Here is a 25,816-nt window from a genome sequence, read left to right on the forward strand (position 1 = left end):
GTCGGGCTGCCCCAGCTGCGCTGAGCCCCTGGAAGAGGGGGACCGTTTCTGCGGCGTGTGCGGATACGCCCTCTCTTCCCCAACCGCGTCTGCGGATCCCGACCCGACCCTCCCGATCAACGCGCCCGAACCGCCGCCGGGCAACGCCGGCGCGGGTCGCGGCGCCGCCGGGTATCCGGCCGGCGCGCCCGCGCCGGGCTGGGGCAGCGTCGCGGGCGCCGCCCCGACCCTCGTCGGGGACCCGGCCGGCTGGACCGGCGCACCGGCCCAGTCGACTCCCGACGCACCGTGGGCCCCGGGTGGGGCTCCGTACGGCTCGTCCCCGGAGCAACAACCGAGCCACGCCGCCGCGCAGGGCCCTTCGGACGGTCGCGGCGCGTCGTACGGCGTCGCCGCCGCGCCCCCCGAGGGCGCTCCCTGGGGGGCCGCCGAACCGCCCGCCGGGCACCCCGAGCCCCCCGTCGGACACCAGGGCGGGGCATCCGACCCGGGCCACGAGGCACCGGCCGGTCCCGCCCCGCACGGCTTCGGCGACGCGGGCGAGCGGTACGACCCGCCCGTCCCGGCGCCCGCCGCCGTCTCGGGCGCGGGCGCTCCCGTCGGCCCCTCAGGGGGCGACGCCGGCAAGACCTGCGTGGCCTGCCGCGCCGGCCGGGTGGACACCGACGGGTACTGCGAGCACTGCGGCCACGCCCAGCCCCGCGAGCGCGACCACCTGGAGGAGGAGCTCGGCAGCGTCGCCGCGGTCAGCGACCGCGGGCTGCGCCACCACCGCAACGAGGACTCCTTCGCGGTGGCCGCGACGGCGCTTCCCGACGGTTCCGCGGCCACCGTGGCGATCGTCTGTGACGGTGTCTCCTCCGCCAGCCGCCCCGACGAGGCCTCGGCCGCCGCCGCCGGCGCCGCCAACGAGGCGCTGCTGGAGGCGCTCCCCCGGGGCGCGCACCCCGTGGAGGCCATGCACGAGGCGATCCTGGCCGCTGCCGCCGCGGTGAACGCACTGGCCCCGGAGGTGCCCGGCGCCCAGAACGCCCCCGCCTGCACCCTGGTCGGCGCCGTCGTCAGCGGTGGCCTGCTCACCATCGGCTGGGTCGGCGACAGCCGCGCGTACTGGGTTCCCGACGACCGGGCCGCGCTCCCCCGGCGGCTCACCGAGGACGACTCCTGGGCGGCCCAGATGGTCGCGGCCGGCCTGATGGGCGAGGCCGAGGCGTACGCCGACGCCCGTGCCCACGCCATCACCGGCTGGCTCGGCGCGGACGCGTACGACCTCGAACCGCACACCGCCAGTTTCAAGCCCGACCACCCGGGTGTGGTCGTGGTCTGCACCGACGGGCTGTGGAACTACGCCGAGTCCGCCAGGGATCTGGCCCGGATCCTGCCGCGGGACGCGGCGGTCCGGCCGCTGCACAGCGCACAGGTGCTGGTGGGACACGCCCTCGACGGGGGCGGCCACGACAACGTCACCGTGGCCGTCGTGCCGTTCTCGGCCCTGCCGGACGCACCGCCGGCGGCACGACCGGAACCGCGAGCGGAAGCGGATCCGCGCGCGCAGGCCTGATCTTCGACCGATCCTCCGAGGGAGTCCCATCGATGGCGAACTTCGCCAAGCCGAGCGCCCCGCGCTTCAGCGTGGAGGTGTACCAGAACGAGTTCCTTCCGGAGGGCGGCCGCGACGTCCACGCCATCGTCACGGTCACCTCCAGCGGCGGGGCCACCGCCACCCGGGCCGCCGTCCCCGCTCCCGGCGGGGCCGCGGTCGTGATCATGGTGGACTGTTCCGGGTCCATGGAGTACCCGCCGGACAAGATGCGCGGTGCCCGCGAGGCCACGGCCGCCGCGATCGACACCCTGCGCGACGGCACCAGCTTCGCGGTGATCGCCGGCACGCACGTGGCCAAGGAGGTCTATCCCGGTCAGGGGCGGCTGGCCACGGCCGACGCGGTGACCCGCGCGCAGGCCAAGGAGTCGCTGCGCGGCCTCGGTTCGGGCGGCGGCACCGCCATCGGGACCTGGCTGCGGCTGGCCGACGGGCTGCTGCGGCAGTCCCGGGCCACGATCCGGCACGGGATCCTGCTCACCGACGGGCGCAACGAGCACGAGGAACCGGCCGTGTTGCGCGCCACCCTCGAAGCCTGCGCGGGTCGCTTCACCTGCGACGCGCGCGGTGTGGGCACCGACTGGGAGGTGAAGGAGGTGACCGGCATCGCGAGCGCGCTGCTCGGCAGCGCCGACATCGTCGCCGATCCCGCGCACCTCACCGAGGACTTCACGCGCATGATGGAGAACGCCATGGGCAAGGAGGTCGCGGACGTCGCCCTGCGCCTGTGGACCCCGGTCGGCGTGGAGATCCAGTACGTGAAGCAGGTCGCGCCGACCGTCCAGGACCTGACCGACCGCCGTACCGAGGCCGGCCCTCGGGCCGGCGACTACCCGACGGGTTCGTGGGGCGACGAGTCCCGCGAGTACCACGTGTGCGTCCGGGTCCCGGGCGCGGCCGTCGGGCAGGAGATGCTGGCGGCCCGCGCGACGCTGATCGTGCCGGACACGGCGGGCGGGGCGCCGACCGTCCTCGCCCAGGGTCTGGTGCGGGCGGTGTGGACCGACGACCTCGTCGCTTCCACGGCGATCAGTCCGCAGGTGGCGCACTACACCGGGCAGGCGGAGCTGGCCCAGGCCATCCAACAAGGTTTGGAAGCCCGCAAACTGGGTGATGTCGATGGTGCGACGGCCAAACTCGGACGCGCGGTACAACTGGCGAGCGCGTCCGGCAACGCGGACACTGCCAAACTGCTGGCGAAGGTGGTGGATGTCGTGGATGCGGCGGCAGGTACTGTGCGGCTGAAAGCGAAGGTCGCCGATGCCGACGAGATGACCCTTGAAACGCGTTCGACGCAGACCGTCCGAGTGAAGAAGACCTGAGAAGAGACCTGCAGCGATGACGCAGGGAGAAGGGGGAAGCGTAGCCATGCCGACCTGCCCGAACGGGCACCAGTCCGCCTCCGAGGACTGGTGCGAGGTCTGCGGCCACCGCATGGCTGCCGCCACGAGCGCCCCCGCGGCGCCTTCCTACGGCTACGGCTACCCTCCCACGGCCGGTGAGCCGACCGCGCAGGCGGAGCTGTGCCCGCAGTGCCGGACGCCGCGCGAGGCCATGGCCCCGTTCTGCGAGGAGTGCCGGTACAACTTCCTGACGCGTTCGGCGACTTCGTACACGCCGCTCGCCCAGGAGTCGGGCCCGGCCGCGGGCACCGGGAGCGTGGGCACCCCGCCGCCCCCGCCGCCGCAGGCCCCGCCGACCTTCTCGCAGGACCACTTCGACTACCAGGGCTCGCGGCCGTCCCGGGTCAACCGGCCGGCCGAGCCGCTCCAGCGCGAGGACGACTGGCTGCTGCCGCCCCCCTCGCACGAGCAGCAGGGACACGGCCGGCAGGGACACGGGCAGCAGGGACACCAACAGCCCTCGCACCAGCAGCAGTCGCACCAGCAGCAGCCCGTGCAGCAACCCCTCCAGCAGGAGTACCAGCAGCCGCACTATCAGCAGCAGCCTCCGCCGCAGCAGGAGTACCAGCAGTCTCCGCAGGCACAGCAGTCGCAGGGGCAGCATGCGCAGCAGGAGTACCAGCAGCACGCACAGCATCAGCAACAGCAGGTCCCGCAGCATCAGGCGCAGCAGCATCACCAGCAGCAGCACTACGGATCCCAGAACCAAGCCCCGTCCCTGGGCGGCGCCTGGAGCGCGACGATCGGCCCCGACCGCTCGTACTTCATGGCGATGATGCAGCGCAGCGGCCCCGAGGCGGCCGGGTTGAACATGCCCGCGTACTCGCCCGAGCAGCATCTCGCGCTCTCCGGCGGTCAGATCACCATCGGCCGGCGGCGCGCCTCCTCGGGCGAGTCCCCGAACATCGACCTCTCGGTGCCCCCCGAGGACCCGGGCGTCTCCCACCAGCACGCGGTGCTCGTCCAACAGCCGGACGGGAATTGGGCGGTGGTGGACCAGAACTCCACCAACGGCACCACCATCAACGGCGGTGAGGAACCGATCCAGCCGTACGTCCCGATCCCCCTCGGCGACGGCGACCAGGTCCACGTGGGCGCCTGGACCACGATCACCGTCCGTCGGGGTTAGGCGGTCGTCCCGACCTCCCCCAGCGGCCACACGTACGGGCCCTGGGGGTCGTCGAGCCACGACCACTGCCCTTCCGGGGTGAGCGTGACGCCGAACCGCTCGCGCGCCGGGCGGCCCTCGCGACGCCACAGGTCAAGGGCCTCCCGGGGGTGCAGGGCGCCCTCGGTCAGGATCAGCAGGAACTGGAACCGCTCGTTGTCCACCAGCTCGTACGGGAGGCCGTGCCGGGGCAGGGAGGGGGCGTGCGGGGCCGCGCCCGCCCCGCGCAGCGGCACGAAGTACGCGGAGGTGTGCAGGAACCGGCCCTCCGCGAAGTCCGCGTCCCGGACGGTGAGCGCGATCAGCCCGGTCGACAGCGGGGCCAGGATGCGCGCCCCGGGCCGGCACTGGGCCGGCCAGGTGTGCGGGATCAGCGGCAGCGTGCAGGTGACCAGGATCCGGTCGAAGGGGGCGCGGGAGGGGCAGCCGCGTGCCCCGTCGCCGGTGACGACGGTGGGGTGCAGGCCGAGCCGCGCCAGGTGCGCGCGCGCCGACTCGGTGATCTCCTCGTCCAGGTCCACCGTGGTGACCAGGTCCTCGCCGAGCCGGTGGCAGAGCAGGGCCGCGTTGTAGCCGGTGCCCGCGCCGATCTCCAGCACGTTGTTCCCGTCCCGGACCTCCAGCGCCTCCAGCATCCTCGCCATCAGGGAGGGCTGGCTGCTGGAGGACACCAGCTCGCCGTCGCGCAGCCGGGTGGCGAGCGGGGTGTCCGTGTACACGCCGCGCAGCCAGCGGGCGCGCCGCCCCGGGTCCGGGTCCTCGGCCCAGAGCCGCTCGTGTCCGGCTCCACGACCGGTCCAGAAGTACGGGACGAAGACGTGCCGGGGCACCGCCGCGAAGGCCTCCCGCCAGTCGGGGTCGTCCAAGGCCCCGGCCGCGATCAGCTCCTTGACCTGGGCCGCGTGCGCGGTCTCGCGCAGGTCGCGTGCTTCGGTGTCTGCGCCCATGTCTCCACTGTGCTGCCCGGCGGGGACGAAGGCGAACGGTGGTCGGGCGCGTCCCCGCGCGTCGCGGCGTGGCGAGCGGGGTGCCGGGCTCGGCGGGGAGGGTCCTAGGTCCCCGGTCCTCGGTCCGGTCGTCTGAGACGATGGTCTGGTGAATGACGATCCGCAGGGCACGGTCCAGGAGCAGACCTTCTACGAGCTGGTGGGCGGCGAGGCCACCTTCCGGCGCCTGGTCCACCGGTTCTACCAGGGTGTCGCGGAAGACCCGCTGCTGCGCCCGATGTACCCGGAGGAGGACCTGGGCCCGGCCGAGGAACGGTTCGCGCTGTTCCTCATTCAGTACTGGGGCGGTCCGAACACCTACAGCGAGAACCGCGGCCACCCGCGCCTGCGGATGCGGCACGCGCCGTTCCAGGTGGACGCGGCCGCGCACGACGCGTGGCTGGCTCACATGCGGGTGGCGGTGGACGAGCTGGGCCTGGCGCCGGAGCACGAGGCGCAGCTGTGGCGGTACCTGACGTACGCGGCCGCATCGATGATCAACACGGCGGGCTGAGGCGGCCGACCGCGAGCCTGCGGCGGAGGCCTGACGCGAGGCCGACCGCGACCGTGTGAGGCGGAAAGCGGAAGGCCGACCGGAACCTGTGCGGCGGCGTCAGACGGGCCGGACCAGCAGGGCGCCGAGGCCCCCGGTCCCGCCGGGACGGCGCATGGCGACGGACCCGTAGGGGGTGCGCAGCCGCAGCCATCCCCCCGATGCCAGCAGCGCCACCGGTGCGGGGGCCGCGGGCGGCCCGGCGGGACCGGCGGGCACGGAGGCCCGTACCGGCCGCAGGAAGCCCAGGGACTGCGCGGCGTGCACGGCGCGCAGCGGAAGTTCGGTGTCCCCCAGCGTGCGGGACCAGATCTCGCGGCCGATGCGGTCGCGCTCGGACCGGGTGCGGTGCTGCGGGGGCAGGGCCTCGTCCCGGGCCCGGAACTCGGCGACGGCGCCCGCCACGACGGCCCGCATCGCCTCGGGGCCCGGCAGGCCCGCCACCGACTCCCAGCCGCCGCGCGGAGGCAGTACGCCCGCCCAGGGCGGCCCGGTGACCGGGTCGGGCACGACGATGCTCGCGGCGTCCTCGTCCACCGATTCCAGCAGCTCACCGGCGGACACCGTCAGGTCCAGGGGCGTCCCGACGGGCCCGGCGAGGCGCACCGTGCGGACGGCCAGTACCTCGAAGGACGGCGGACGCCCGAAAACGGCGAGCGCGCCGCCGCCCGCCCGCGCCTGCAGGCGGACCGCGGCGGCGCGGTCGTAGTGCACCAGCCGGCCCAGGAAGGCGGCGAGGTCCGCCGCCTCCCCGGAGTCGGCGCAGTGCAACCGGTCGTTCATGCCGCGATGCGCCCTTCCGAGCCCTTGGCGCGCTTGCCGTCGCGGGGCTCGTCCAGGTACTCCTCCAGGAAGCTCCGCTCCTCGGCCGTGATGCGGCGGGGACGGGCCGCGGCGAGGTCGTACGGGACGACCACGGTCTCGGCGCGCACGTAGACCGTCTCGGGCGTGGAGTCGGTCGCCTCGTCCTTGACCTCGTAGCGGATGGTCAGGGACGCGGCGCCTATCCGGGTCACCCAGGACTCGATCAGCACCGGCTCGTGCCGGTGCACGAGGGGCAGCTTGTAGTCGATCTCGTGACGGGCCACGACGGACCCGCCCGTGAAGGACTCACTGCCCTCCCCGGGCGCCAGGCGGAACATGAAGTCGATGCGCGCCTCCTCCAGGTAGCGGAGGAAGACGACGTTGTTGACGTGCCCGAAGGCGTCCATGTCCGCCCAGCGGAGGGGGCACCTGTAGTGGTGTCTGGCCATGGTCCTCGACCTCAGCCTCGGGTCAGCTTCTTGTAGGTGGCGCGGTGCGGACGGGTCGCGTCCGCACCGAGACGCTCGACCTTGTTCTTCTCGTACGACTCGAAGTTGCCCTCGAACCAGTACCACTTGGAGTCACCCTCGTAGGCGAGGATGTGGGTCGCGACCCGGTCCAGGAACCAGCGGTCGTGGGAGATGACCACGGCCGCGCCCGGGAATTCGAGGAGCGCGTTCTCCAGCGAGGACAGGGTCTCGACGTCGAGGTCGTTGGTGGGCTCGTCGAGGAGCAGCAGGTTGCCGCCCTCCTTGAGCGTCAGCGCCAGGTTGAGACGGTTGCGCTCACCACCGGACAGGACGCCCGCGGGCTTCTGCTGGTCCGGGCCCTTGAAGCCGAAGGCGCTGACGTACGCGCGGGACGGCATCTCGACCTGGCCCACGTTGATGTAGTCCAGCTCGTCCGACACGACGGCCCAGAGGGTCTTCTTCGGGTCGATGTTGGCGCGGCTCTGGTCGACGTAGCTGATCTTGACGGTGTCGCCGACCTTGATGGCGCCGGAGTCCGGCGTCTCCAGGCCCTGGATCATCTTGAACAGCGTGGTCTTGCCGGCGCCGTTGGGGCCGATGATGCCGACGATGCCGTTGCGGGGCAGCGTGAACGACAGGTCGTCGATGAGGACCTTGTCACCGAAGGCCTTGGAGAGGTTGTTGACCTCGACCACGATCGAACCCAGACGCGGGCCCGGCGGGATCTGGATCTCCTCGAAGTCCAGCTTGCGCATCTTGTCCGCTTCGGCCGCCATCTCCTCGTAGCGGGCGAGACGGGCCTTGGACTTGGTCTGACGGCCCTTGGCGTTGGAGCGGACCCACTCCAGCTCTTCCTTGAGGCGCTTCTGGCGCTTCTCGTCCTTGCGGCCCTCGACCTTGAGGCGGGTGGCCTTCTTCTCCAGGTAGGTGGAGTAGTTGCCCTCGTAGGCGATGGCGCGGCCGCGGTCGAGTTCGAGGATCCACTCGGCGACGTTGTTCAGGAAGTACCGGTCGTGGGTCACGGCGATGACGCAACCCTTGTACTGCGAAAGGTGCTGCTCCAGCCAGTTCACCGACTCGGCGTCGAGGTGGTTGGTGGGCTCGTCGAGAAGGAGCAGGTCCGGGGCCTCGATCAGCAGCTTGCACAGCGCCACGCGGCGCTTCTCGCCACCGGAGAGGTTGGTGACGGGCCAGTCGCCGGGCGGGCAGCCCAGGGCGTCCATGGCCTGCTCCAGCTGGGCGTCGAGGTCCCAGGCGTTGGAGTGGTCCAGGTCTTCCTGGAGCTTGCCCATCTCGTCGAGGAGCGCGTCCGTGTAGTCGGTCGCCATCAGCTCGGCGACCTCGTTGAAGCGGTGCAGCTTCTTCATGGTGTCGGCTGCGCCGTCCTGGACGTTCTCCAGGACGGTCTTCGACTCGTCGAGCTTGGGCTCCTGCATCAGGATGCCGACGGTGAAGCCGGGCGAGAGGTACGCCTCGCCGTTGGACGGCTGCTCCAGGCCCGCCATGATCTTCAGAACGGTGGACTTACCGGCGCCGTTCGGGCCGACCACACCGATCTTCGCGCCGGGCAGGAAGTTCAGGGTGACGTCATCAAGAATCACCTTGTCGCCGTGCGCCTTGCGCGTCTTGCGCATGGTGTAGATGAACTCAGCCAAGAGAAACCGTCCGGCAGATCGATGGGTGGGCAGATACACCCCATCTTGCCAGGCGTCCACACGTCGGGGGAAACGCGTATGGTCGGGGCCCCTGAGCTGCGCTCCCACGCCACGCGACACGCAGGGTCGTGGTCGTCACTGGTCGCCAGTGGCCGTCCCTGGGCCACCCCCGACGGCCCAGGGACGGCCCAGGAGCGTCCGAGAATGTCCGGGTTCACTCAGGTGGGACCCCTTCGGACACGCCTGATCGCAGTCACTCTTCCCCAAACGACCCGGAGCGGCCGGCCAACCGGCGGTAAGCGTGTTGCATCGCGAGGGACGAGTCGCTGATCGGCCCGGACAACTCGCCCGAGTTGACCGTTTCCAAAACGCGAGGGCATCTCCGCTGCACGGATGTGACAGTTCTCCCTGCCCTTGCACGAGAACACCACTACGCTCTGCGTTCATGCTGACACCCGAAGAGATCGAGGATCTACTCACCCAGCCAGAGGGGATAGAACTCGAATTTAAATCCGCCAGGGTCCCGCCCTCGAAATTGGGTCGAATCATATCCGCCTTCGCGAACACCCGCGGGGGTGTGATCATCGTGGGGGTTGGCGCCCCACGAACTGGCGAGAGCATCCCTGAGATGATCGGAGTGGAACCGGGACTATTTCAGCGCCTAGTGAATTACTCCTTGCTGCACCTGAAGCCGCACCCAGAAATCAGCGCCGATTGCGTGCCGATTCACGGAAAGTACCTTGGAGTAATCCGGGTCACGGCCACCGAACAAGTCCCGATCCTTCACGAGGATCAGTTGATAGTGAGAACCGAAGAGGGCACAAACGAAGTTGCCTCACGGCATGTAGAGCCACATCGACGAGGGGCGAAGTCAGCCTGGTACGCCCGGCGCGGCATATGGCCTGCCACCATCGCGGCCGCCTTGATCACAGAAACACTATTCATGGTGAGCACACTGCGAGGAAAGGAACCAGTCGACGTAATTCCAGGATCGCTAATCGTTGGCGTCGGCTGCCTATTCGCTTGGGCGGTAGCTCAAATCGCCCGCCCTCGAAACGAACCGAGCGGCGCCGATGGGACTCGTGATCGCGTCCGGCAAGCAGAAGAGACCCTCGAAGAAGGTCTCCGAACGCTGGACGCAAGCACCGCAGGCGAAGCTAGCACCGAACAGGCCCGCCTGGCACTTTCAGATCTCTGGTCCGTGACCCACAGACGACTTGACCACTACCACGGAATTGCACTTGGGCAAGCGGCGAAATCTTTTCGAAACGCCCAGATAGCCATGACTACTGGCTTCATTCTATTGGTTGGGTTCGCGGTCGCCGGAGTAATGGCTGACAGTACCGCAGGTGCCGTTGTCGCTGGCGCGCTTGGCACGGTTTCAGCAGCCCTTGCAGGATACGTGAGTCAGACCTTCGTCAAGTCTCAAGAGACCTCAGCTGGCCACCTCCGAGCCTACTTTGACCAGCCGCTCGAATTCTCTCGCTACCTGGCAGCTGAGCGATTGATGGCGGATTCAGGCCTTACGTCAGAACAGCGTGCACGAATCACGGAATCTCTCGTGCAAGCTATGATTACAGGACCCCCTCTCACCCCAAATGAAGCCCAAGATAATCCGAGTGCATGAGCGCGCACCCCAGGAATATATTCGCCGCCGGTTAGATTGGGGCCCAGCATCCAATCTTGCATGAGGCGCACCTAGGCCCGGCGATCCGAAAATCCCAGGTTAATCAGGACATCCGCCACAGCTTGCATGTCCGAGACGATGGCGTCGGCCCCGGCATCCGCGAGTGCCGACCACTTCAGTGGTTTGTTGGCAAAACCGATACTTCGTGCACCAGCAGCCTTGGCCGCCTCAACATCGGTCACCGCATCCCCCACGAGGACAGCCTCAGTGGGATCGACACCCAGGGCGTTCGCGGCGGCGAGAAGCGGATACGGTGCCGGCTTCATGAGGCGCGGCCGAAGGCTGGGCCGCCCGACGACCTCGGCCACGACATCCGCGAGGCCGTTGATTGTCAGAAATTCGATCACGCAGGCAGCAGAATTGTTGCTGACCACGGCGACGCGGCGTTTCGCATCGCCTGCTGCGTGAAGCGCCTGCACAGCTCCCTCCACCGGCGCCCCGGCAGCCTTGACCGCCCTGAGCTCCGCGGCAGCGAGAGCCTCCTCCACTGCCCCGAGTAGCGCGGTGCCGCCCTCCTCGGAGATCCGGTGCACTTCCATGGGGTCATCCGTTGCGCGTGCCCGCTCCCCGAGGTGAGGGGCCTGCTGGGCGACAAGTTCCGCCAACTCCTCCGCAACGCTGGGCGCTGACAGTCCACGGAACACGTCGCAGATGGGGCCATCAAAGTCGAAGAGGACCGCACGGGAAGCGCTGAGCACGTCAAACAGAGCCTCAGAGGATGGCTGCATCAGCGTCCCTCGCGATCGTTTCCCAGATGCTGTCGAACCACATACGGGCCTGCTCCACCTGCTGCGCGCCGCTCGACGAGTCACCATCGTTCATAGAGTGGTGGAACAAGATCGTGTCCTTGCCTACAAGATCGAAGATTTCGATGACCTCACCTTGCGCAACGACCTTGTTCGGCCGGATCGGGTAGTACCCGAAGAACGCGTCCTCATTGTTGATCACATAGAGCTTGAAGAACTGCGTACCGCTGTGCACGCGGACGCTGACGTTGCTCTCCTGGACCAGGCCAAGGTGACTCAGCTCGCCTATGGCGTCGGAGATGCTGCGGGTGTAACCGACCATGATGTCGTGCATCCGGCTGCGCAGCCGGGCATCGTCGGCGCAGTCCTCGCGCCGGACCGGGGCCGCCTGCGGCACGTCCATGTCAGGCACCAGGATCCGGATACGGATGCTGGTCGGCGTGAGCCGCCCGACGCGGATCTTGTCCAGCGGCTCTTGAAGCGCGCCGTGCAGGGTCTCGCTGGAGAATCCCGCGAAATCGATCGTGACGTTCTTGCTCGCGAAAGCTTGCTCGACATAGGGCCGCAGGCCGGCTGGTCGTTCGGTGCGGCTGCGCACGAACACGCCGCTCCCCTTGCGGGACACGACCAGCCCTTCGTCTTCCAGGTCCCGCAGCGCCCGCTGAATCGTGGCCCGGGCAAAGCCGAAGTGATCCGTCAGCATCTTGTGCGACGGCAGCTTCTCCCCAGGGGCGAGCTTCCTCGTTCTGATCGCGGCCCCCAGGCTGCGCGCCACCTGTTCGTACGGCGGCCGGTCGTCGTCCGGGTCCAGGGGTTCAAGCGCAAAGGTCATGCCCCGATGCTACGGCCAACCTGACTATTTGAGCAGCTTGGATAGCCAGATGTTGACATGGCTAGCCATGCTGGCTACGTTAATCCCATGCCGACCGGGCTAGCCAAGTAAGTCAGGCTCGAACGGGAGAGCTCCGCCCGAAAAGGCGCTGCTCAAGGCATCGAGGCCCGCGAAAGCGGGGCGAGGGTCCCGGATCCCTGGTCAACCGGAGGGCTTGAGGCCGAAAGGCCACGTCTCCGTACGCCTACACGGGAGCGCGCTCCCGAAGGAGACATCTCAAGAGTTCAACCCGCAGCGTCGCGCTGCGGCCGGTTGCCTCCCCTGCCCGTCCGGCGCCTCTGGCGTCGTACGGGCAGGGCTGAGGGGAGCCGGAGTGTCCGGCCCCGTAAGGGGTTTGCGTGATGAACAAGAAGCTCGCCGCGGCGATCCAGCGTGATAACGAGCTGGAGGACGCTGGCATGCACGGCGACGACCGCAAGACCTGCTGGACGCACCAGGGCTGGGCCGCCGACTGCGACACCGACCCGGCCCACACCCAGCCGAGCGTCAGCCACTACCCGCGCCCCGCCTGACCTTCCCCCTCAACGTAGTGCGGCTCCGGTGCTGGAACACCGGAGCCGCTTCGAGCCGTCCACCTGCTAGGGAGAACACGACTCATGAATCACATCGTTGCACGTCAGAAGCACGTTACGGTCCTACCGGCCGACCTAGAGCCCTCGGACGCGGAGCTGAACGCGATCGAGCAGGAGTTGCCGCTGATCTTGGCGGAACGCGACCTCTTGGACGCGCAGATCGTGACGCTGGACCGCACGCCCACCGAGGTCGACCGTCAGCGACTGCGCAGGGCCCGCCGGCGCGTGCTGGCCGAGTGGGCCGCGCTGGAGAACCGGGCCGCTCACCTCCCGTCCTCCGGTGACGCGGCATGAACCGCAAAGCGAAGATCGCCCTTGTTCTCGCGCTGGTCGTCGTGGTCGCCATGGCGTTCCGGGTTTCCTGGAACGCCTTGCGTGACATCGCGAAGGCCATCGGCGCCGACAACATGGCGGCGACCCTGTACCCGTTCGTGGTCGACGGCCTGATGGCCCTCGCCCTCGTGGCCGCCCTCGTGCTGACCAATGAGGCTCGCAAGTTCGCCTTGCGGGTCCTTGCCGGATACACCCTGGCGTCACTGGTCCTGAACTACGTTCACGGGCTCCTGCCGGAGCTGCATGCCGAGTCGATCGGCTGGAGTCGACTGGCCGAGGGGAACCTGACGAACTGGGCTCTCGTGCTGCTGGCGACGTCGCTTCCGGTCGGGTCGATCTACTTCGGCTCCGACCTCGTCGCCAAGGTCCTCCACCACCGCCCGGCGATCGAGGTGGACAAGCAAGAATCCACCCAGATCACCGTATATCGGTCTACCTCTGAACAGGCCGAATCTCCCGCCGTCCAGCCCGAGCCAGCGGGGGAGGTGGACTCTTCCCCCAACGTCCCGGAGGAGTCGATCGAGGTGCGTCCGCTGGTGGCGGTGGCGGTCGAGTCGACGCGTCCGCGTCGGGCGACCGGTCGAGTTCCCGCGGTCGCCCGATCGACCCGACCGGTCCGCAGCGAAGTCGAGTTGCTGGCTGAGGCGCGGAGTCTGACGGAGTCGTGGCCGGTCGAGAAGCTGACCGGCGAAGGGATCCGCAAGGCCCTGCGCACGTCGCCGGCGAAGGCCCGCATCGTGCGGGAGACGCTGAAGGCCGAACGTGAGCGGGATGCCGCCGCGGCGGTGGCCGGATGAACCTGCGGATCGGCTCGCTGTGTACCGGTTACGGCGGTCTCGACATGGCCGTCCACAACGTGTTCGGCGGGTCTCCCGCGTGGGTGTCGGACAACGACCCCGGCGCCTCCCGCATCCTCGCCCACCACCACCCGCAGGTCCCGAACCTGGGAGACCTGACCGCGGTCGACTGGCGGCAGGTCGAGCCGGTCGACGTCGTGTGCGGGGGCTATCCGTGTCAGCCGTTCAGTTCCGCCGGGAAGCGCAAGGGAGTCGCCGATGACCGGCACATCTGGCCCCAAATCGCCCGTGCCCTTGGCGTTCTTCGACCCCGCCACGCGGTCTTTGAGAACGTCGCAGGGCACCTTTCCCTCGGATTCGCCGATGTCCTCGCCGACCTTGCCGCCCTCGGGTTCGATGCACGGTGGACGTGTGTTCGCGCATCCGACGTCGGCGCACCCCACCAACGCAACCGGCTGTTCGTCGTGGCCACTGCTGCCGACCCCGCGAACGTCGGACACCAACGGGGCGGGGACGCACGGCACGGGCGGCTTGGACCTGCGGACCACGGTGCGGCTGCTGCCGACGCCGGCGGCGCGGGACGGACGCTCGGGCAAGTCCAACCTGATGGACCGCAACGCCCGACCGCTCAACGAAGTGATCGTCAACCTGCTCCCGACACCGACACCGACAGCCGCGGACAGCGAACGGCGATCGGCGACGTACGGGCGGGGGAACCCGACCCTGACTGGGGCGGTTACGGTCCCGCGATCCGCAGGTGGGAAGGCGTCCTCGATCGTCCCGCTCCCCGGCCAACTGACCCTGTGGGACGCCTGAGTCCCCTGCTGGTCGAGTGGTTGATGGGCCTGCCTGAAGGCCACGTCACCGACGTCCCCGGGCTGACGCGCACCGCCCAGCTCAAGGCCCTGGGGAACGGGGTCGTCCCCCAGCAGGCCACCGCCGCACTGCACGCCCTCGTCCGCCCCGACATTGCGGCCGTGGCCGCATGAGCCTTCTCGAAGGGAGACGCTCGTGAATCACCTGCCCGAACCCGCCCGTGTCGTCCAACTCCCCGACGGCCGCCACGTCTACGCCGACCAGATGCCCGCCACCTTCCAGGCCGGCCCGCAGGTCGTGCACCAGCACATCCACCAGGCCGCCCCCGACCGGACCGTTCAGCGCCTGGCGCTCGGGTCCGGCGTCGGCGCCGGAACGGTCGCGGCCGGCGTGTACTTCGGCCCGCTGCTGGTCGCCGCGCTGACCGCCATGGCCGCGAACATCGCGTTCCTGGCCTTCCTCGCCCTGGTCCTCGGCTGGGGCGTCCACACCGTCGTCAAGGCGGTCGGTGGCGAGGCCGGAACACAGGCCGCCAAGAACATGCGCAAAGCCCGCCGCAAGCGCGGCTGAACCCCGCCCCGACGTCTCCCCCTGAGGAGTGCTCGCATGCTCACGACCGCAAGCCGCTACGTGCTCATCGTCCTCGTCGGCCTCGCCCTCGGTATGGCCCTGCTGTGGATGTCCCGCAGCTGGGGCCGTGAGATCGGATGGACGGCCTTCCTCGCCGTGGAAGCCGCCCTCGTGATCCGGATCCTGCTCCCGCGCCGTCACTGACGGCTGCCCGACCCACCCGCCAGACGGCGGGTGGTGAGGGGAGCCGGACAGCCCGGTACCCGGAAGGAGTTCCGTGATGGCGAAGGACCCGAAGTTCACCGCGAAGGAAACCGCACAGATCGCCTGGTACGCGGCCCGCATGGCCAAGCGCGGCATCGCGAGCCAGACCGTCTACCAGGGCGACCTGGAGAAGAAGGTCGATCGGATCATCGACGGCGCCCGCGAGCGTGAAGAGCGCCAGGCGCTGGACGCGAAGGCGGCCGAGAAGGCCGCGCGCAAGGCCCGCATCAACAAGTAGTGCCCCGGGGCGGCCGTCCCTCTCGCCAAAGAATGTCGGCCGCCCCGGTCCCTACCCACCCGCCTTTCGGCGAGAGCAGGAGTTCACAGCATGACCGACAACGTCGTCCCCCTGTTCAAAGAGCCCACCACCTCCACCGACGCGATCCCGACCCCGGTCGCCGTCGGGACGGTGCGGCCGGTTCGGGTGTGGAAGCGCACCGCCCGAGGCCTGCGCACGATCGTCACGCATGAGCGGACCCGTACCGCGGCCCGTTTGGTGGCTCGGCACGGCATGTACGTGATCGGCGGGACCCGGATCACGGCCAAGCGGACCTGGGACGGCCGCACCGGATCCCGGTACGAGCGCATGATTCGGGCGGCTGAGGCGGCGGGGAACTGGGAGGAGGCAAAGGAGTGGGAAGACCGCCTCACCCGCTTCCGCGCCGCCCGCCACCACCGCCGCATGGACCTTCTCAAGGCACCCCAGGACGCTGCGCGGAGCGCGCTGTTCGGGACCGGCCTCACCGTGGGTGGTCTGCTGGCGTTGGGGATCGTGCTGGCCATCGCCAACAAGAACATCGCCGACGTGGTCGCCCCGATCTCGGCGGTGATCGAGGCGATTCGCTGGATCGTCCACATCGGCACCGTCGTGTGGGGGCCGGCCGTCACCATCGGGCCTTGGCTGGCCTTACTGGCCCTGTGGGGCGTCGGGCGTCAACGGCAGACCGCGCCCCAGTGGGCGCTCCCCGCCCAGCAGCGCGACGACGCCGGCGCCCCGATCACTCCGTCGATCGTCGTCACCGCCCTGCGGGATCTGGGCATCGGACCGCTTCGGGGTGCGATCAAGGAGATGGGGGACGCGGGCGCCGGGATGCTCGGGCCGATCCGGATCGCGGGATGCGGCGTGGAAGTCGACGTCACTCTCCCCTCCGGCGTCTCGACCGCCGAAGTCCAAGGGCGCCGGCGCAAGCTCGCCGAGAACCTCGCCCGCCACGAACACGAGGTGTTCATCACCCTCCCGACCGCGGCCCGCACCGTCCGGCTGTGGATCGCCGATTCCGGGGCGTTGGACGAGCCGATCGGGCCGTCCCCGCTGGTCACCGACCAGACTGCCACCGCGAACTACAAGACCGGCAAGGCCCCCTGGGGTCAGGACCTGCGCGGCGACGCGGCGAGGATGAGCCTGTACCAGCGCATGGTCCTCATCACCGGCCTCTCCAACCAGGGCAAGACCGCCGCCCTGCGCGCACTCGCTTTGTGGCTCGCCCTCGATCGCACGGTGGAGTTCCGGATCGCCGACCTCAAGGGCGTCGGCGACTGGGGCATGTTCGACGGCCTGGCCACCACCTTGATCCAAGGTCCGACCGATGAGCACGTGATCGAGGCGACCGAGATGGTCGAAGGCCTGGTCGCCGAGATGGAACGCCGGATCCAGGCCCCGCCCGGCACCGTGTTCCCGCCGCTGGTCGGCATCGTGGATGAGGCGCAGGTCGCGTTCATGTGCCCGGCCGTCGGCGACGACAAGCGCCCCTACGGCGGCTCCAAAGCAACGTCCCGCTACTTCATGGCGGTCCGGAAGATCCACAACCAGGGGCGGGCCGTGGACGTCGTGCTGTGGGAGGGCACGCAGGACCCCACCGACCAGAACCTTCCCAAGCTGGTCCGGGAAGGCGCCCACACCCGCGTGTCCCTCGTGCTCGGCACCGAGTCACAGGCCCGCATGGCGTTGGGTGACAAGGCCGTCGACGGCGGCGCCGCGCCGCACCTGCTCCGGCAGGGCCTCGACAAGGGCACCGTGGTCGTCGCATCGGACGGCATCACCATCCCCGCCGGCCAAGCCTCCATCACCGTCCGCACCCACTACATCGACACCGACCAGGCCACCGCGGTCGCCGACCGTGCCAAGGCCCTGCGCGACGGAGTCACCACCGCCCACACGGTCGCCCGCGGCCCGGCGATCGACCCGCTCGCGGACATCCTCACCGTGCTCGGCGACGGCCCCCGCGTCCTGACGCAGGACGTGCTGAAGCGGTTGGCCGCGCTGAACGAGGACGCGTACGGCGGCTGGTCCTTCCTCGACCTCAAGCGCGTTCTCGACGGCACCGGCGCCGAACCCTACAAGTCCGACGGGCGCATGGTCATCGGCCGCGACCGCGTGGCCCGCGTCCTTGCCGGCCGCCCCGACACCGGTTCCGCTTCCGTCGCCGAGTAGAGGGAGTCGCACCTCGAACGGTCAGGGAGGCAGGGAGAAGTCCCTGACCGCCTCCCTGACCCCCCTCCCTCGGCTTGACCTGCAGAAATGATCTGTCAGGGAGACAGGGAGGCACCGCAGGTCAGACCCCCGAAACCCCTCCACACGCCCCCCGCCAGGGGGTGCCCAAGCCTCCCTGCCCGGACACCGGCAGGGATTCCGCATCCCGCTCCCATCCACCGAACCAGGAGCACCGATGGACGACACCTACTGCGACGAGTGCTGCCAGTACAACTGCCCCGGCCACCACTCGTGCGACGACTGCGACACCGAGGAATGCGCCGAATGCCACGGGTGCGACTGCCCCGGCTACGAGTGCCCCGGCCCCGCCGCGCACAACGGCTTCTGACCGCCCGACATGCCGAAAGCGGCCCCTCTCACGCCAATGAACTGGGGCCGCTCTCATCCAGCACGCTCAAGAACTGGAGAGACCAGCATGACCCACACCACCGACTTCCCGCGAGGCCCCGGCCGACTGGCCTTACCCCCCAACCTGCAAACCGCCCTCTGGCTCGCCGACCTCGGCCTGCCCGCACTACCCCTGCGCCAAGGCAAGCTCCCGTTCGGGAACTGCCCCACCTGTACCCGCTCGGCGTGCGGGGACCGGCCCCACATGAAGGCCGCCGGCCCCTGCCACTGCCCCCGCCCCTGCCACGGATGGGCCGCCGCAACCACCGACCCGGACGTCCTCACCTCCCGGGCGTGGGCGACCGCCTGGCGCCAGGCGGAAGCGGTCGCGTACCACCCGGGCGGCGCGAGTCTCACGGTCGTGGACCTCGACAACCCGGACGCCGTGGCCTGGGCCCGCCAGAACCTGCCGCCCACCACGGTGGTGGAAACGACCCGCGGGCAGCACTGGATCTACCGGGGCGCCATGCAGTCGGCGAACGGTGTACGCCCCGGGGTCGACCTGAAGTCCACGATGTCCTATGCCCGGTGGCGCGGCCCCGGCACCGGAACCATGGCCGTGCTCCCGGACGTCGTGCGCGCCCTCGCGGTGAAGGAACCCACCGCCAGGCGGGCCCGTCCCGTCAGCCTGCCCGCGCCGGCCGGGGGCGGGGAGTGCCCGCACCGCTCGCCCGCCTACCTGGAGCGGGGGATCGCGATGGCGGAGCAGCGCATCACCGCGGCCCGTGAGGCGATCCACAAGACCGTGTACCGCACGTTCCTCGCCGTGCTGTCCGCCCATGGACGGTGCGGATGCCTGACCGAGACCCACACCGGGCGCCTGTTCACCGCCGCGCAGGCCAAGGGCGAATCCCCGCGGCACTGTGAGGACGCCTGGGGCAACGCCCGCACTGCATTGGGGCTGTGACCGTGGCCGACGACGACAAGAACCCGGCACGCCAGATCATCACCGACTACGCACGAGACCACTTCCGGTACTTCCGCACCACCGAAGGCACCGTCTACGCGCAGAAGAACGGCCACCCCGTCGCCCGCCCCATCCGCTCCCAGGGCACGACCGGAAGCCACCGCCAAGAACTCATGGTCGGTCTCTTCCACGACGGCCACGGCGTGTTCAACGGCACCGCTCTCAAGGAGGCACTCGACTTGATCGAAGCACTCGCCCTCAGCCAGGACGTCCAGCCGACCCACATCCGGGTCGCCCCGGGATTCGACGGCGCAACATGGCTCGACCTGGGCCGCGACGACGGCCAGTCCGTCCGCATCCACCCCACCGGCTGGGACATCCGCATCCCCGACCCGCGAGAGGTGTGCTGGCGCCGTACCCAGCTCACCGGCGAACTCCCCTTGCCCGCCAAGGAAACCGACGGGAAGGGCATCGACGCCCTACTGCGGCTGTGCAACTTCGCCAACGCCGAAAGCGAGTGCCTGGCCATCGCCTGGCTGATCGGCTGCCTGGAACCGGTCGTGCCCGTCCCCGCCCCGTTCCTCACCGGCCCCCAGGGCGCCGGCAAGTCCACCGCCGGACGGATGCTGGTGCGGATCATCGAAGGCATGACCGGTGACCTGCGCAGGGCCCCGAAAGACGAAGAAAACCTGATCACGGCCGTGGCCGCCGGATGGGTCACCGCCCTGGACAACCTCTCCCACCTGCCCCCGGACCTGTCCGACCTGATGTGCTGCATCGTGACCGGCGCCGAGAGCATCAAGCGCGCGTTGTTCACCGACGGGGACGTCGTGCGCTCCCGCTACCGGCGCCCCCTGTTGCTGACCGGCATTGACGTCGGCGTGATCCGTCCCGACCTTGCCGAACGTCTCCTCCCGCTTCGCCTGGTACGCCCCCAGGTGCGCCGCACGGAAGCGGAGCTGTGGGCGGAGTACGCACCAGCACTGCCCGTCATCCTCGGCTCCCTCCTCGACCTCACCGTCAAGGTGCGGTCCACCAAGGCCGACATCCCCTCCGACCTGCGCATGGCCGACTTCGCCCACTTGTGCGCACAGCTCGACGCGGCGACCGGCCTCAGCTCGCTGACCGCCTACCGGGCCAGCCTCGACGACCTCAACGACGACGTCATCGAGGGCGACCTCCTCGCCCAAACCGTCCTCAAGCACGCCGCCACCCTCGACCCGGGCACGGAAGTGCAGATGACATCCACGGAGTGGCTGCACGCCCTCACCCAGCTCTACACCGGCGACGACTTCCGCCCGCTCCCCAAGGGCTGGCCCACGACGGGCAAGGTCTTCTCCGACCGCCTCAAGCGGCTCCAACCCACCCTCGCCGCCCGCGGCGTCCTCGTCGACTGGGGCCGCACCAAAACCGCCCGCTACATCGAGATGACCCGCCCCGCCCCGCCGTCGCCCAACGCGCAGCAGGCCACCTTCTAACGAACCAGCACGATTGGTCCTGGCACAAGCAAGAGGAGCACCCCGCACCAGGCGGGACGTGCTCCTCTTGCTGTTCCGGCGGCCTTGCCGCCGCCCGAGGGACGTGCCGCGCAGCGGCTCCTTCTTCGCGTTCTAAAACGCACCCCGCCACAAACAGAAACCCCTCTCTTTTTCCTAAGAGAAGAGACGCTGCGTCACCCGCGACACCACCGGCCCCAAGTGGCCCGCCACCTGCACAAACACCGGTGACGCAGACAGCCAACGCCGCGTCATCACGCGTCACCCACGTCACCGCTCTCCGTCACCCGGTGACACGGGTGACGGAGAGCGGTGACACAAGACCACGTCCTATGTCACCCAAAACCGCAGGTCAGAAGACCAAGTGACGCACCTGACGCCGGTGACGCAGAAATCCGGACCTCGGACAGATTCGCACTACCCCGACAACCGAATCCGCTGGAGGAGCCATGCCCGCCCACAGCGACCCCCGCGCCACCCTGCGCGGCGGACTCCCCGACCGCTACCTCACCCCCGATGACATCGCCGCCCTGTTCGACGTCCCGCTGGAGACCGTCTACCAGTGGCGCAAGAAGCGCACCGGCCCGCCCGGATTCCGCGTCGGCAAGCATGTCCGCTACGACCCGGGCTCGGTGCATAGCTGGATCGCAGAGCAGATGCAGGCGGACATCAGCGTCGCAGCCTGACCCCCCACCACCACCGAGGGCGGGCCCACCCAGGCCCGCCTCCTCCGTATGCCCGGAAAGGCACATGACGTGGCAGGCCACATCCAAGACCGCTGGTACAAGACCGAAGTCGGGCCCGACGGCAAAACCCGCCGGGTCAAGACCGACCGCTACGGCACCGGCATGCGCTACCGCGCCCGGTACGTCGGCCCTGACGGCACCGAGCAGTCACAGAGCTTCGCGGACCGGCAGAAGACCAAGGCCGAGAAGTGGCTCACCCGGATCCAGGCCGACATGGATGCAGGGCAGTTCTTCGACCCGAAGGCCGGACGGATCACGTTCCGCGAGTACGCCGAGAAGTGGCTCGGTGGCTTGACGACGGACATCGTCAGTCAGGAGGCGGTGAAGAGGCGGATTCGCCTTCACGCCGTCCCCCACCTGGGCACTCGCCCCATGGGGTCGTTCCAGCCGGCGCACGTGCGCACGTGGTTGAGCGACCTCACGACGTCCCTGCCCAACGCAACGTACCGACGCGCCATCTACGACTCGGTGTCCTCCTTGTTCAATGCGGCCAAGGACGACGGCGTGATCCGGTCGAACCCCTGCCACGCCCAGTCGGTCAAGGCGCCGGAGCCTGAACCGCGGCTGGTTCAGCCGTGGTCCGAGAAGCGCGTGTTGGCAGTCCGGGCCGGACTGCCTGACCGATTCGCCGCGACGGTGGATGTCGGGGGTGGCTGTGGCCTGCGTCAGGGTGAGATTCTCGGCCTGGACCGAGAGAACATCGACGCTTCGTCTGGGTGGCTCTACGTCCGGCAGCAGGTCAAGCGCGTTGGCGGAAAGCTCGTGTTCGCACCACCGAAGCGAGGCAAGCTCCGGGACGTACCGTTGAGCCCGGTGACCGCCGCAGCTCTGAGTGCCCACATGGAGCGTTTCCCGCCGGTCGAGGTGAGGTTGCCTTGGAAGACCCCCGACGGGCCCTTGGTGGCCCGACGGCTGGTCTTCACGAGTGTCGTGGGCCATGCCATCTGGCGTAGCTATTTTGATGACCACGTGTGGAAGCCCGCGTTGGCGTCCGCTGGCGTCATCCCGCCCCGAGAGCGGGGCAAGCGGTACGCTGCCGCCCCGGACGATGGCATGCACGCCCTGAGGCACTTCTACGCGTCAATGCTCCTGGACAGCGGCGAGAGCATCAAGGCGCTGAGTGTGTACCTCGGCCACTCCGACCCCGGCTTCACTCTGCGGATCTATACGCACCTGATGCCGAGCAGCGAGCAACGAACGCGCGCAGCCGTTTCGTCGGTCTTCGGCGGCCCCCAGAGCGCCCCCGAGGCAGCCTGACGGCCCGCAGACGGCCCACAGCCCCGGGGCGGCCCCCGATCGGTGGTTCCTACGCAGGTCAGAGACCCTCCACGGCCCCAAGTTCGCCAGAAACACCCCATCTTGCCAGTCGTCCATAGCTACGGGCGAATGGGTAGGTCAGGCCCCCCTGCGCCGGGGCGAGGGCGGGAGCCTCGTCTCACACCCTGGCCAACGTTGATCGTCGTTGGTGGGGATTGGGGCCCCTCTCAAGGCCCACAGACTGCCCGGCCCGGCCCCGGCGACGAGCCGGCAGACAGGCAGGAAGAGCACGGCCCTCCAGGTGCTCCGCCCCGATTCACGTCTCCGCAGTAGGGGAAATACAGCCTTCTGGGCCTTGAGGCGACAAGCGACAAGGCAAGCGACAAGACAGGGGCGGGAAGGCCGCCCCCCCTGGCGGCACCCAGGCAAGTGCCCGACGAACACGACACCCCGCACCTGGACGGCTACTGGGTGGTGGAGTCCCCAGTAGAAACGGGCACCCCCAATGGAGAGCATCACCGCAGGTCAAAGCAGTCCCTCGGCCGAGGCTCTGCGGATGCTGTGCGCCCACTCGGGACAGCCGAGCGACGAAGAGGCCACCCCGGCGCGGGCGGGTGGCCTCGTCCATGCAGCTACCCGATGCCGCTGCTTGAGCTAGTGAAGCATCACCGGGCCGAGGGTGAGGGACTGCTGTGCGGGAGTTGCGCGGGCATCGCCGCACGATTGAGCGCGAACGGGTGTTACCACCAGACGACGAGGTAGCCGGACCCGCCGACGCCACCCGTGATCCCGGGGTCGCCGGCCAGGCCCGCGCCGCCGCCGGCGCCACCGTCCCCGCCCTCACCCGCGTTCAGCGGCGGATCGACGATGCCGTCCGCCGTGTCTCCGCCCGGGCCCCCGGCTCCGCCGGGGGCCTGGGGGCCGCCATCGGCACCCTTGGTACCCGCCCCGCCGTCGTCTCCGACCCGGATCACGCTGGCGCCCGCGCACTCTGCGCTGCCACCGGCGCCACCGGCGCCACCGGCGCCACCAACCTCGTCGCCGCCACCGCCGCCCACGCCGCCGCCACCACCACCAGCGTTGACCCGCACGTTGCCGTTGCTGTTGCTGAAGGTCGTCCTGGTGCCCGCGGTTCCCGACACGCCGGTGCGACCCGGTCCCTCGCGGCCAATGCCGCCTGCGCCGCCGGTGCCACTGGTGCCACCGGTGCCGAGGTCGACGGTGTAGGTCTGCCCGGGCTTCACGGACACCGCGCACCAGACGAAGCCGCCGCCGCCACCGCCGCCCGCGCCGCCACCGGTCGCGGTCAGCTCCCTCGACGCGCCGCCGCCACCGCCGCCCGCGCCGCCGCCCGCGCCCCATGCCTGGACGAAGATGGAACGCACCCCGCGGGGCACGGTGAAAGTGCTGTCTTTGGTGAACTCCGCCAGCCCGTGGGGGAACTGGACCGGCTTGACCGGCTTCGGATTCGATGCGGGGTAGTGGGGCCGCGGCTCGGCCGCGGCCTCCGCGACGGGCGCGACGGCGAGGATCTGACCGGCCAGACCGGCTGCGGCCGCCAGGACGACGGCGGCGCGGAGGCGCCGGGTGGTGCTGCTCATGCTGAGCTTCCTTTCGCTGTGCAGCGACCGGTCGTTCCATGACCGGCTGCGCTACGGCTCCACGCGAGGCCCGCTGCGTGGGGCGGCGGGCCTCGCGGTTCACGGGGGTGTGACGCGGTCGTGCGGGGTCAGGGCTTGGTCGGGCGCGGCCGGGGTCCGGGGTAGGTGAACGACGGCGCGGGGGTCGTGAGCGCGGTCGCGGTGCAGCCGGTGACGATGACGGGGCTGCCCGTGCAGTTGGCCGGGACGTTGTTCCTGATGGGAGAGTTCTCGACGGTGACGAACTGCGTGTCGGTCCACACGCCGCCGGGGGTGTTGGTGGAGCGGTTGGCCGTGACCGGGGTGTTCCTGAGCGTGACCTGGGCGCCACCCTCCTGGGAGATGCCGCCGGCGAAGGCGGAGTCCCCGATGGCGGCGTTGCGCGCGATCAAGGAGCGTTCGAACTTCACGTTCAAGGTGTTCGATCCGAGGATGTAGACGCCGCCGCCCCGGCCGTCCCGAGCCGTGACGGTGTTGTCGGTGATCTCGGTCTTGATGAAGGTGGCGTTGCCGACGTAGAGGGTGACGCCGCCGCCTCCGAACCCGTCGCCGGGCTGCACTTCGGTGACCCGGTTGTGGGTGATCTTGGAGTTGGTGACGGTCAACCCCTGGAAGGCCTCGATGCCGCCCGATCCCAGCACCGCGGAGTTCCTCGTGATCCGTGAGGAGTCGATGATCAGGCTCTGGGCTTCGTGGTAGATGCCGCCGGCGCTGGTGGCCGCCTCGTTGCCGGTGACCTCGCTGTCCCGAATCTCCACGATTCCGTTGTCCAGGTCGAAGCCTCCGGATCCCAGGGCTGCCCGGTTGTGGCTGACGCTGCTCTTGCGGACGGTGAGTCGGGCGTTCGGGGCGTCGATGTTGATGCCGCCGCCGTAGCTCGCGGTCGATTCGTTCTCGGCGACGCTGCTGCGCAGGAGCGAGACGGTGCCGTTGGCGTTGATGCCACCGGCCTGCAGGCGCGCCACATTGTTGCGCACCCGACTGTCCTTCAGGGTTGCCGTGGCGCCCGACTCGACTTCGATCCCGCCGCCGTTGCTGTCGCTGCGGTTCTGCCGCACCGTGACGTCAGAGGCCCTCAGTTCGCCTCCGGCGCGCACGGCGATGCCCCCGCCGTTGCCGCTGGTGCTTCCGCCGTTCAGGGTCAGCCCCGACAGGGTGAGCCGGCCACCGTTCGCCACCTCGAACAGACGGAACAGGCCGGAGGCCGCGGGACCGCGGCTGATCACGGCGCCGCGCCCCTCGATCCGCACCCGCCCGGTGACGACCGGGAGCCCCGTCTCCCCCGTGTTCGCGGAGTTGAGGGTGTACACGCAGTGGGGCGCCAGCCGCAGCGGGACCTCGCCCGTCGCGGCGTTGGCCGTGTCGATGGCGCTCACCAGCGCCGGAACCGAGCAGGGGACCGGCGTCCCCTTCTCCCTGTCCGCTGCGTGCACGGGGGATGCCAGCGAGGCCGCCAGGGCCGCTGCGGCCACTGCTCCGACCGCACCCAGGAGCCCGCTCTGCTTCCGGCTCAACACATCCAGCTCCTCGTGATGCACGGGCGACGCGCAGTCGCGTCGCCGAACCGATGTCCGGC

27 protein-coding genes and 1 pseudogene are annotated in these 25,816 nt (G+C 69.8%); 20 read left to right on the forward strand and 8 right to left on the reverse strand.

Annotated features, from left to right (window positions below):
- Positions 1-55 precede the first annotated feature (55 nt).
- From ACQEVM_RS29260 to ACQEVM_RS29270, 3 genes are read left to right on the forward strand one after another with little or no spacing between them, the layout of a single operon-like run.
- The gene (locus tag ACQEVM_RS29260) at positions 56-1,561 is read left to right on the forward strand and encodes a protein phosphatase 2C domain-containing protein (protein WP_433083916.1); all 1,506 of its coding nucleotides are present in this window, start codon (positions 56-58) and stop codon (positions 1,559-1,561) included.
- A gap of 32 nt (positions 1,562-1,593) precedes the next feature.
- Positions 1,594-2,922, forward strand: a complete 1,329-nt coding sequence (locus ACQEVM_RS29265; RefSeq protein WP_433083918.1) for a VWA domain-containing protein — start codon at positions 1,594-1,596, stop codon at positions 2,920-2,922.
- Between the two features lie 46 nt (positions 2,923-2,968).
- Positions 2,969-4,132: an FHA domain-containing protein gene (locus ACQEVM_RS29270; protein WP_433083920.1), complete on the forward strand. Its 1,164-nt coding sequence runs from the start codon at positions 2,969-2,971 to the stop codon at positions 4,130-4,132.
- Here ACQEVM_RS29270 and ACQEVM_RS29275 read toward each other — a convergent pair.
- Positions 4,129-5,118, reverse strand: coding sequence for a methyltransferase domain-containing protein (locus ACQEVM_RS29275; RefSeq protein ID WP_433083922.1), 990 nt, complete (start codon positions 5,116-5,118; stop codon positions 4,129-4,131). The two genes, ACQEVM_RS29270 and ACQEVM_RS29275, sit on opposite strands and share 4 nt — an antisense overlap.
- A gap of 148 nt (positions 5,119-5,266) precedes the next feature.
- On the opposite strand from ACQEVM_RS29275, the gene ACQEVM_RS29280 reads away from it, so the two are divergent.
- Entirely contained in the window at positions 5,267-5,671 is a 405-nt protein-coding gene (locus ACQEVM_RS29280) for a globin (RefSeq protein ID WP_433083924.1), read from the forward strand.
- A 99-nt stretch (positions 5,672-5,770) separates the two neighbouring features.
- Here the strand turns inward: ACQEVM_RS29280 and ACQEVM_RS29285 are convergent, their stop codons facing one another.
- The 3 genes from ACQEVM_RS29285 to ettA are packed head-to-tail and all read right to left on the reverse strand — an operon-like array spanning position 5,771 to position 8,639.
- Positions 5,771-6,493 carry a hypothetical protein gene (locus tag ACQEVM_RS29285; protein WP_433083926.1) on the reverse strand — a complete coding sequence of 241 codons (723 nt, stop codon included), beginning with the start codon at positions 6,491-6,493 and terminating at the stop codon, positions 5,771-5,773.
- Positions 6,490-6,963 carry an acyl-CoA thioesterase gene (locus tag ACQEVM_RS29290; protein ID WP_433083928.1) on the reverse strand — a complete coding sequence of 158 codons (474 nt, stop codon included), beginning with the start codon at positions 6,961-6,963 and terminating at the stop codon, positions 6,490-6,492. Before ACQEVM_RS29290 ends, ACQEVM_RS29285 begins: the two co-directional genes overlap by 4 nt.
- Before the next feature lie 11 nt (positions 6,964-6,974).
- Positions 6,975-8,639, reverse strand: a complete 1,665-nt coding sequence (gene ettA, locus ACQEVM_RS29295; protein WP_361786460.1) for an energy-dependent translational throttle protein EttA — start codon at positions 8,637-8,639, stop codon at positions 6,975-6,977.
- Positions 8,640-9,084: 445 nt separating this feature from the next.
- On the opposite strand from ettA, the gene ACQEVM_RS29300 reads away from it, so the two are divergent.
- Positions 9,085-10,266: an RNA-binding domain-containing protein gene (locus tag ACQEVM_RS29300; protein ID WP_433083931.1), complete on the forward strand. Its 1,182-nt coding sequence runs from the start codon at positions 9,085-9,087 to the stop codon at positions 10,264-10,266.
- Between the two features lie 71 nt (positions 10,267-10,337).
- On the opposite strand, the gene ACQEVM_RS29305 is transcribed toward ACQEVM_RS29300, so the two are convergent.
- Together ACQEVM_RS29305 and ACQEVM_RS29310 are read right to left on the reverse strand one after the other, a co-directional pair.
- Positions 10,338-11,024, reverse strand: a complete 687-nt coding sequence (locus ACQEVM_RS29305) for an HAD family hydrolase (protein WP_433083933.1) — start codon at positions 11,022-11,024, stop codon at positions 10,338-10,340.
- Between the two features lie 13 nt (positions 11,025-11,037).
- Complete coding sequence (locus tag ACQEVM_RS29310) at positions 11,038-11,904, reverse strand: GntR family transcriptional regulator (RefSeq protein WP_404134505.1); 867 nt, start codon at positions 11,902-11,904, stop codon at positions 11,038-11,040.
- Positions 11,905-12,305: 401 nt separating this feature from the next.
- Here ACQEVM_RS29310 and ACQEVM_RS29315 point away from each other — a divergent pair, with 401 nt between their 5' ends.
- The 15 genes and pseudogenes from ACQEVM_RS29315 (at position 12,306) to ACQEVM_RS29385 (ending at position 22,600) form a co-directional block, all read left to right on the forward strand.
- Positions 12,306-12,476: a hypothetical protein gene (locus ACQEVM_RS29315; RefSeq protein ID WP_433083935.1), complete on the forward strand. Its 171-nt coding sequence runs from the start codon at positions 12,306-12,308 to the stop codon at positions 12,474-12,476.
- A gap of 84 nt (positions 12,477-12,560) precedes the next feature.
- Entirely contained in the window at positions 12,561-12,830 is a 270-nt protein-coding gene (locus ACQEVM_RS29320; RefSeq protein ID WP_433083937.1) for a DUF6284 family protein, read from the forward strand.
- Positions 12,827-13,666 carry a DUF2637 domain-containing protein gene (locus ACQEVM_RS29325; RefSeq protein ID WP_433083939.1) on the forward strand — a complete coding sequence of 280 codons (840 nt, stop codon included), beginning with the start codon at positions 12,827-12,829 and terminating at the stop codon, positions 13,664-13,666. Before ACQEVM_RS29320 ends, ACQEVM_RS29325 begins: the two co-directional genes overlap by 4 nt.
- A gap of 44 nt (positions 13,667-13,710) precedes the next feature.
- Positions 13,711-14,091 (forward strand): annotated as a pseudogene (locus ACQEVM_RS29330) (DNA cytosine methyltransferase); the annotation flags it as partial.
- Positions 14,078-14,482 carry a hypothetical protein gene (locus ACQEVM_RS29335; RefSeq protein WP_433085537.1) on the forward strand — a complete coding sequence of 135 codons (405 nt, stop codon included), beginning with the start codon at positions 14,078-14,080 and terminating at the stop codon, positions 14,480-14,482. The pseudogene ACQEVM_RS29330 and the gene ACQEVM_RS29335, both read left to right, overlap by 14 nt.
- Entirely contained in the window at positions 14,470-14,655 is a 186-nt protein-coding gene (locus ACQEVM_RS29340) for a hypothetical protein (RefSeq protein ID WP_433085539.1), read from the forward strand. Before ACQEVM_RS29335 ends, ACQEVM_RS29340 begins: the two co-directional genes overlap by 13 nt.
- 22 nt (positions 14,656-14,677) lie before the next feature.
- Positions 14,678-15,052 carry a DUF6251 family protein gene (locus tag ACQEVM_RS29345; RefSeq protein ID WP_433083941.1) on the forward strand — a complete coding sequence of 125 codons (375 nt, stop codon included), beginning with the start codon at positions 14,678-14,680 and terminating at the stop codon, positions 15,050-15,052.
- 36 nt (positions 15,053-15,088) lie between these two features.
- On the forward strand, positions 15,089-15,256 hold the full coding sequence (locus tag ACQEVM_RS29350) for a hypothetical protein (RefSeq protein ID WP_433083943.1): 168 nt from the start codon (positions 15,089-15,091) through the stop codon (positions 15,254-15,256).
- 76 nt (positions 15,257-15,332) lie between these two features.
- A complete protein-coding gene (locus ACQEVM_RS29355; protein ID WP_433083945.1) occupies positions 15,333-15,554 on the forward strand; it encodes a DUF6257 family protein in 222 nt (73 codons plus the stop codon).
- A gap of 90 nt (positions 15,555-15,644) precedes the next feature.
- A complete protein-coding gene (locus ACQEVM_RS29360) occupies positions 15,645-17,747 on the forward strand; it encodes an ATP-binding protein (protein ID WP_433083947.1) in 2,103 nt (700 codons plus the stop codon).
- A 235-nt stretch (positions 17,748-17,982) separates the two neighbouring features.
- On the forward strand, positions 17,983-18,135 hold the full coding sequence (locus ACQEVM_RS29365; protein WP_433083949.1) for a hypothetical protein: 153 nt from the start codon (positions 17,983-17,985) through the stop codon (positions 18,133-18,135).
- 87 nt (positions 18,136-18,222) lie between these two features.
- Positions 18,223-19,101: a bifunctional DNA primase/polymerase gene (locus ACQEVM_RS29370; RefSeq protein ID WP_433083951.1), complete on the forward strand. Its 879-nt coding sequence runs from the start codon at positions 18,223-18,225 to the stop codon at positions 19,099-19,101.
- 2 nt (positions 19,102-19,103) lie between these two features.
- The gene (locus tag ACQEVM_RS29375) at positions 19,104-20,579 is read left to right on the forward strand and encodes an ATP-binding protein (RefSeq protein ID WP_433085449.1); all 1,476 of its coding nucleotides are present in this window, start codon (positions 19,104-19,106) and stop codon (positions 20,577-20,579) included.
- Between the two features lie 467 nt (positions 20,580-21,046).
- A complete protein-coding gene (locus ACQEVM_RS29380) occupies positions 21,047-21,283 on the forward strand; it encodes a helix-turn-helix transcriptional regulator (RefSeq protein WP_433083953.1) in 237 nt (78 codons plus the stop codon).
- A gap of 69 nt (positions 21,284-21,352) precedes the next feature.
- A complete protein-coding gene (locus tag ACQEVM_RS29385; protein WP_433083955.1) occupies positions 21,353-22,600 on the forward strand; it encodes a tyrosine-type recombinase/integrase in 1,248 nt (415 codons plus the stop codon).
- Positions 22,601-23,340: 740 nt separating this feature from the next.
- Here ACQEVM_RS29385 and ACQEVM_RS29390 read toward each other — a convergent pair.
- Positions 23,341-24,201, reverse strand: a complete 861-nt coding sequence (locus tag ACQEVM_RS29390; RefSeq protein WP_433083957.1) for a hypothetical protein — start codon at positions 24,199-24,201, stop codon at positions 23,341-23,343.
- Positions 24,202-24,329: 128 nt separating this feature from the next.
- Positions 24,330-25,754: a right-handed parallel beta-helix repeat-containing protein gene (locus tag ACQEVM_RS29395; RefSeq protein ID WP_433083959.1), complete on the reverse strand. Its 1,425-nt coding sequence runs from the start codon at positions 25,752-25,754 to the stop codon at positions 24,330-24,332.
- Between the last annotated feature and the right edge of the window lie 62 nt (positions 25,755-25,816).

The sequence above is a fragment of the Streptomyces sp. CA-243310 genome (assembly GCF_050936775.1).
Taxonomy (GTDB): Bacteria; Actinomycetota; Actinomycetes; order Streptomycetales; family Streptomycetaceae; genus Streptomyces.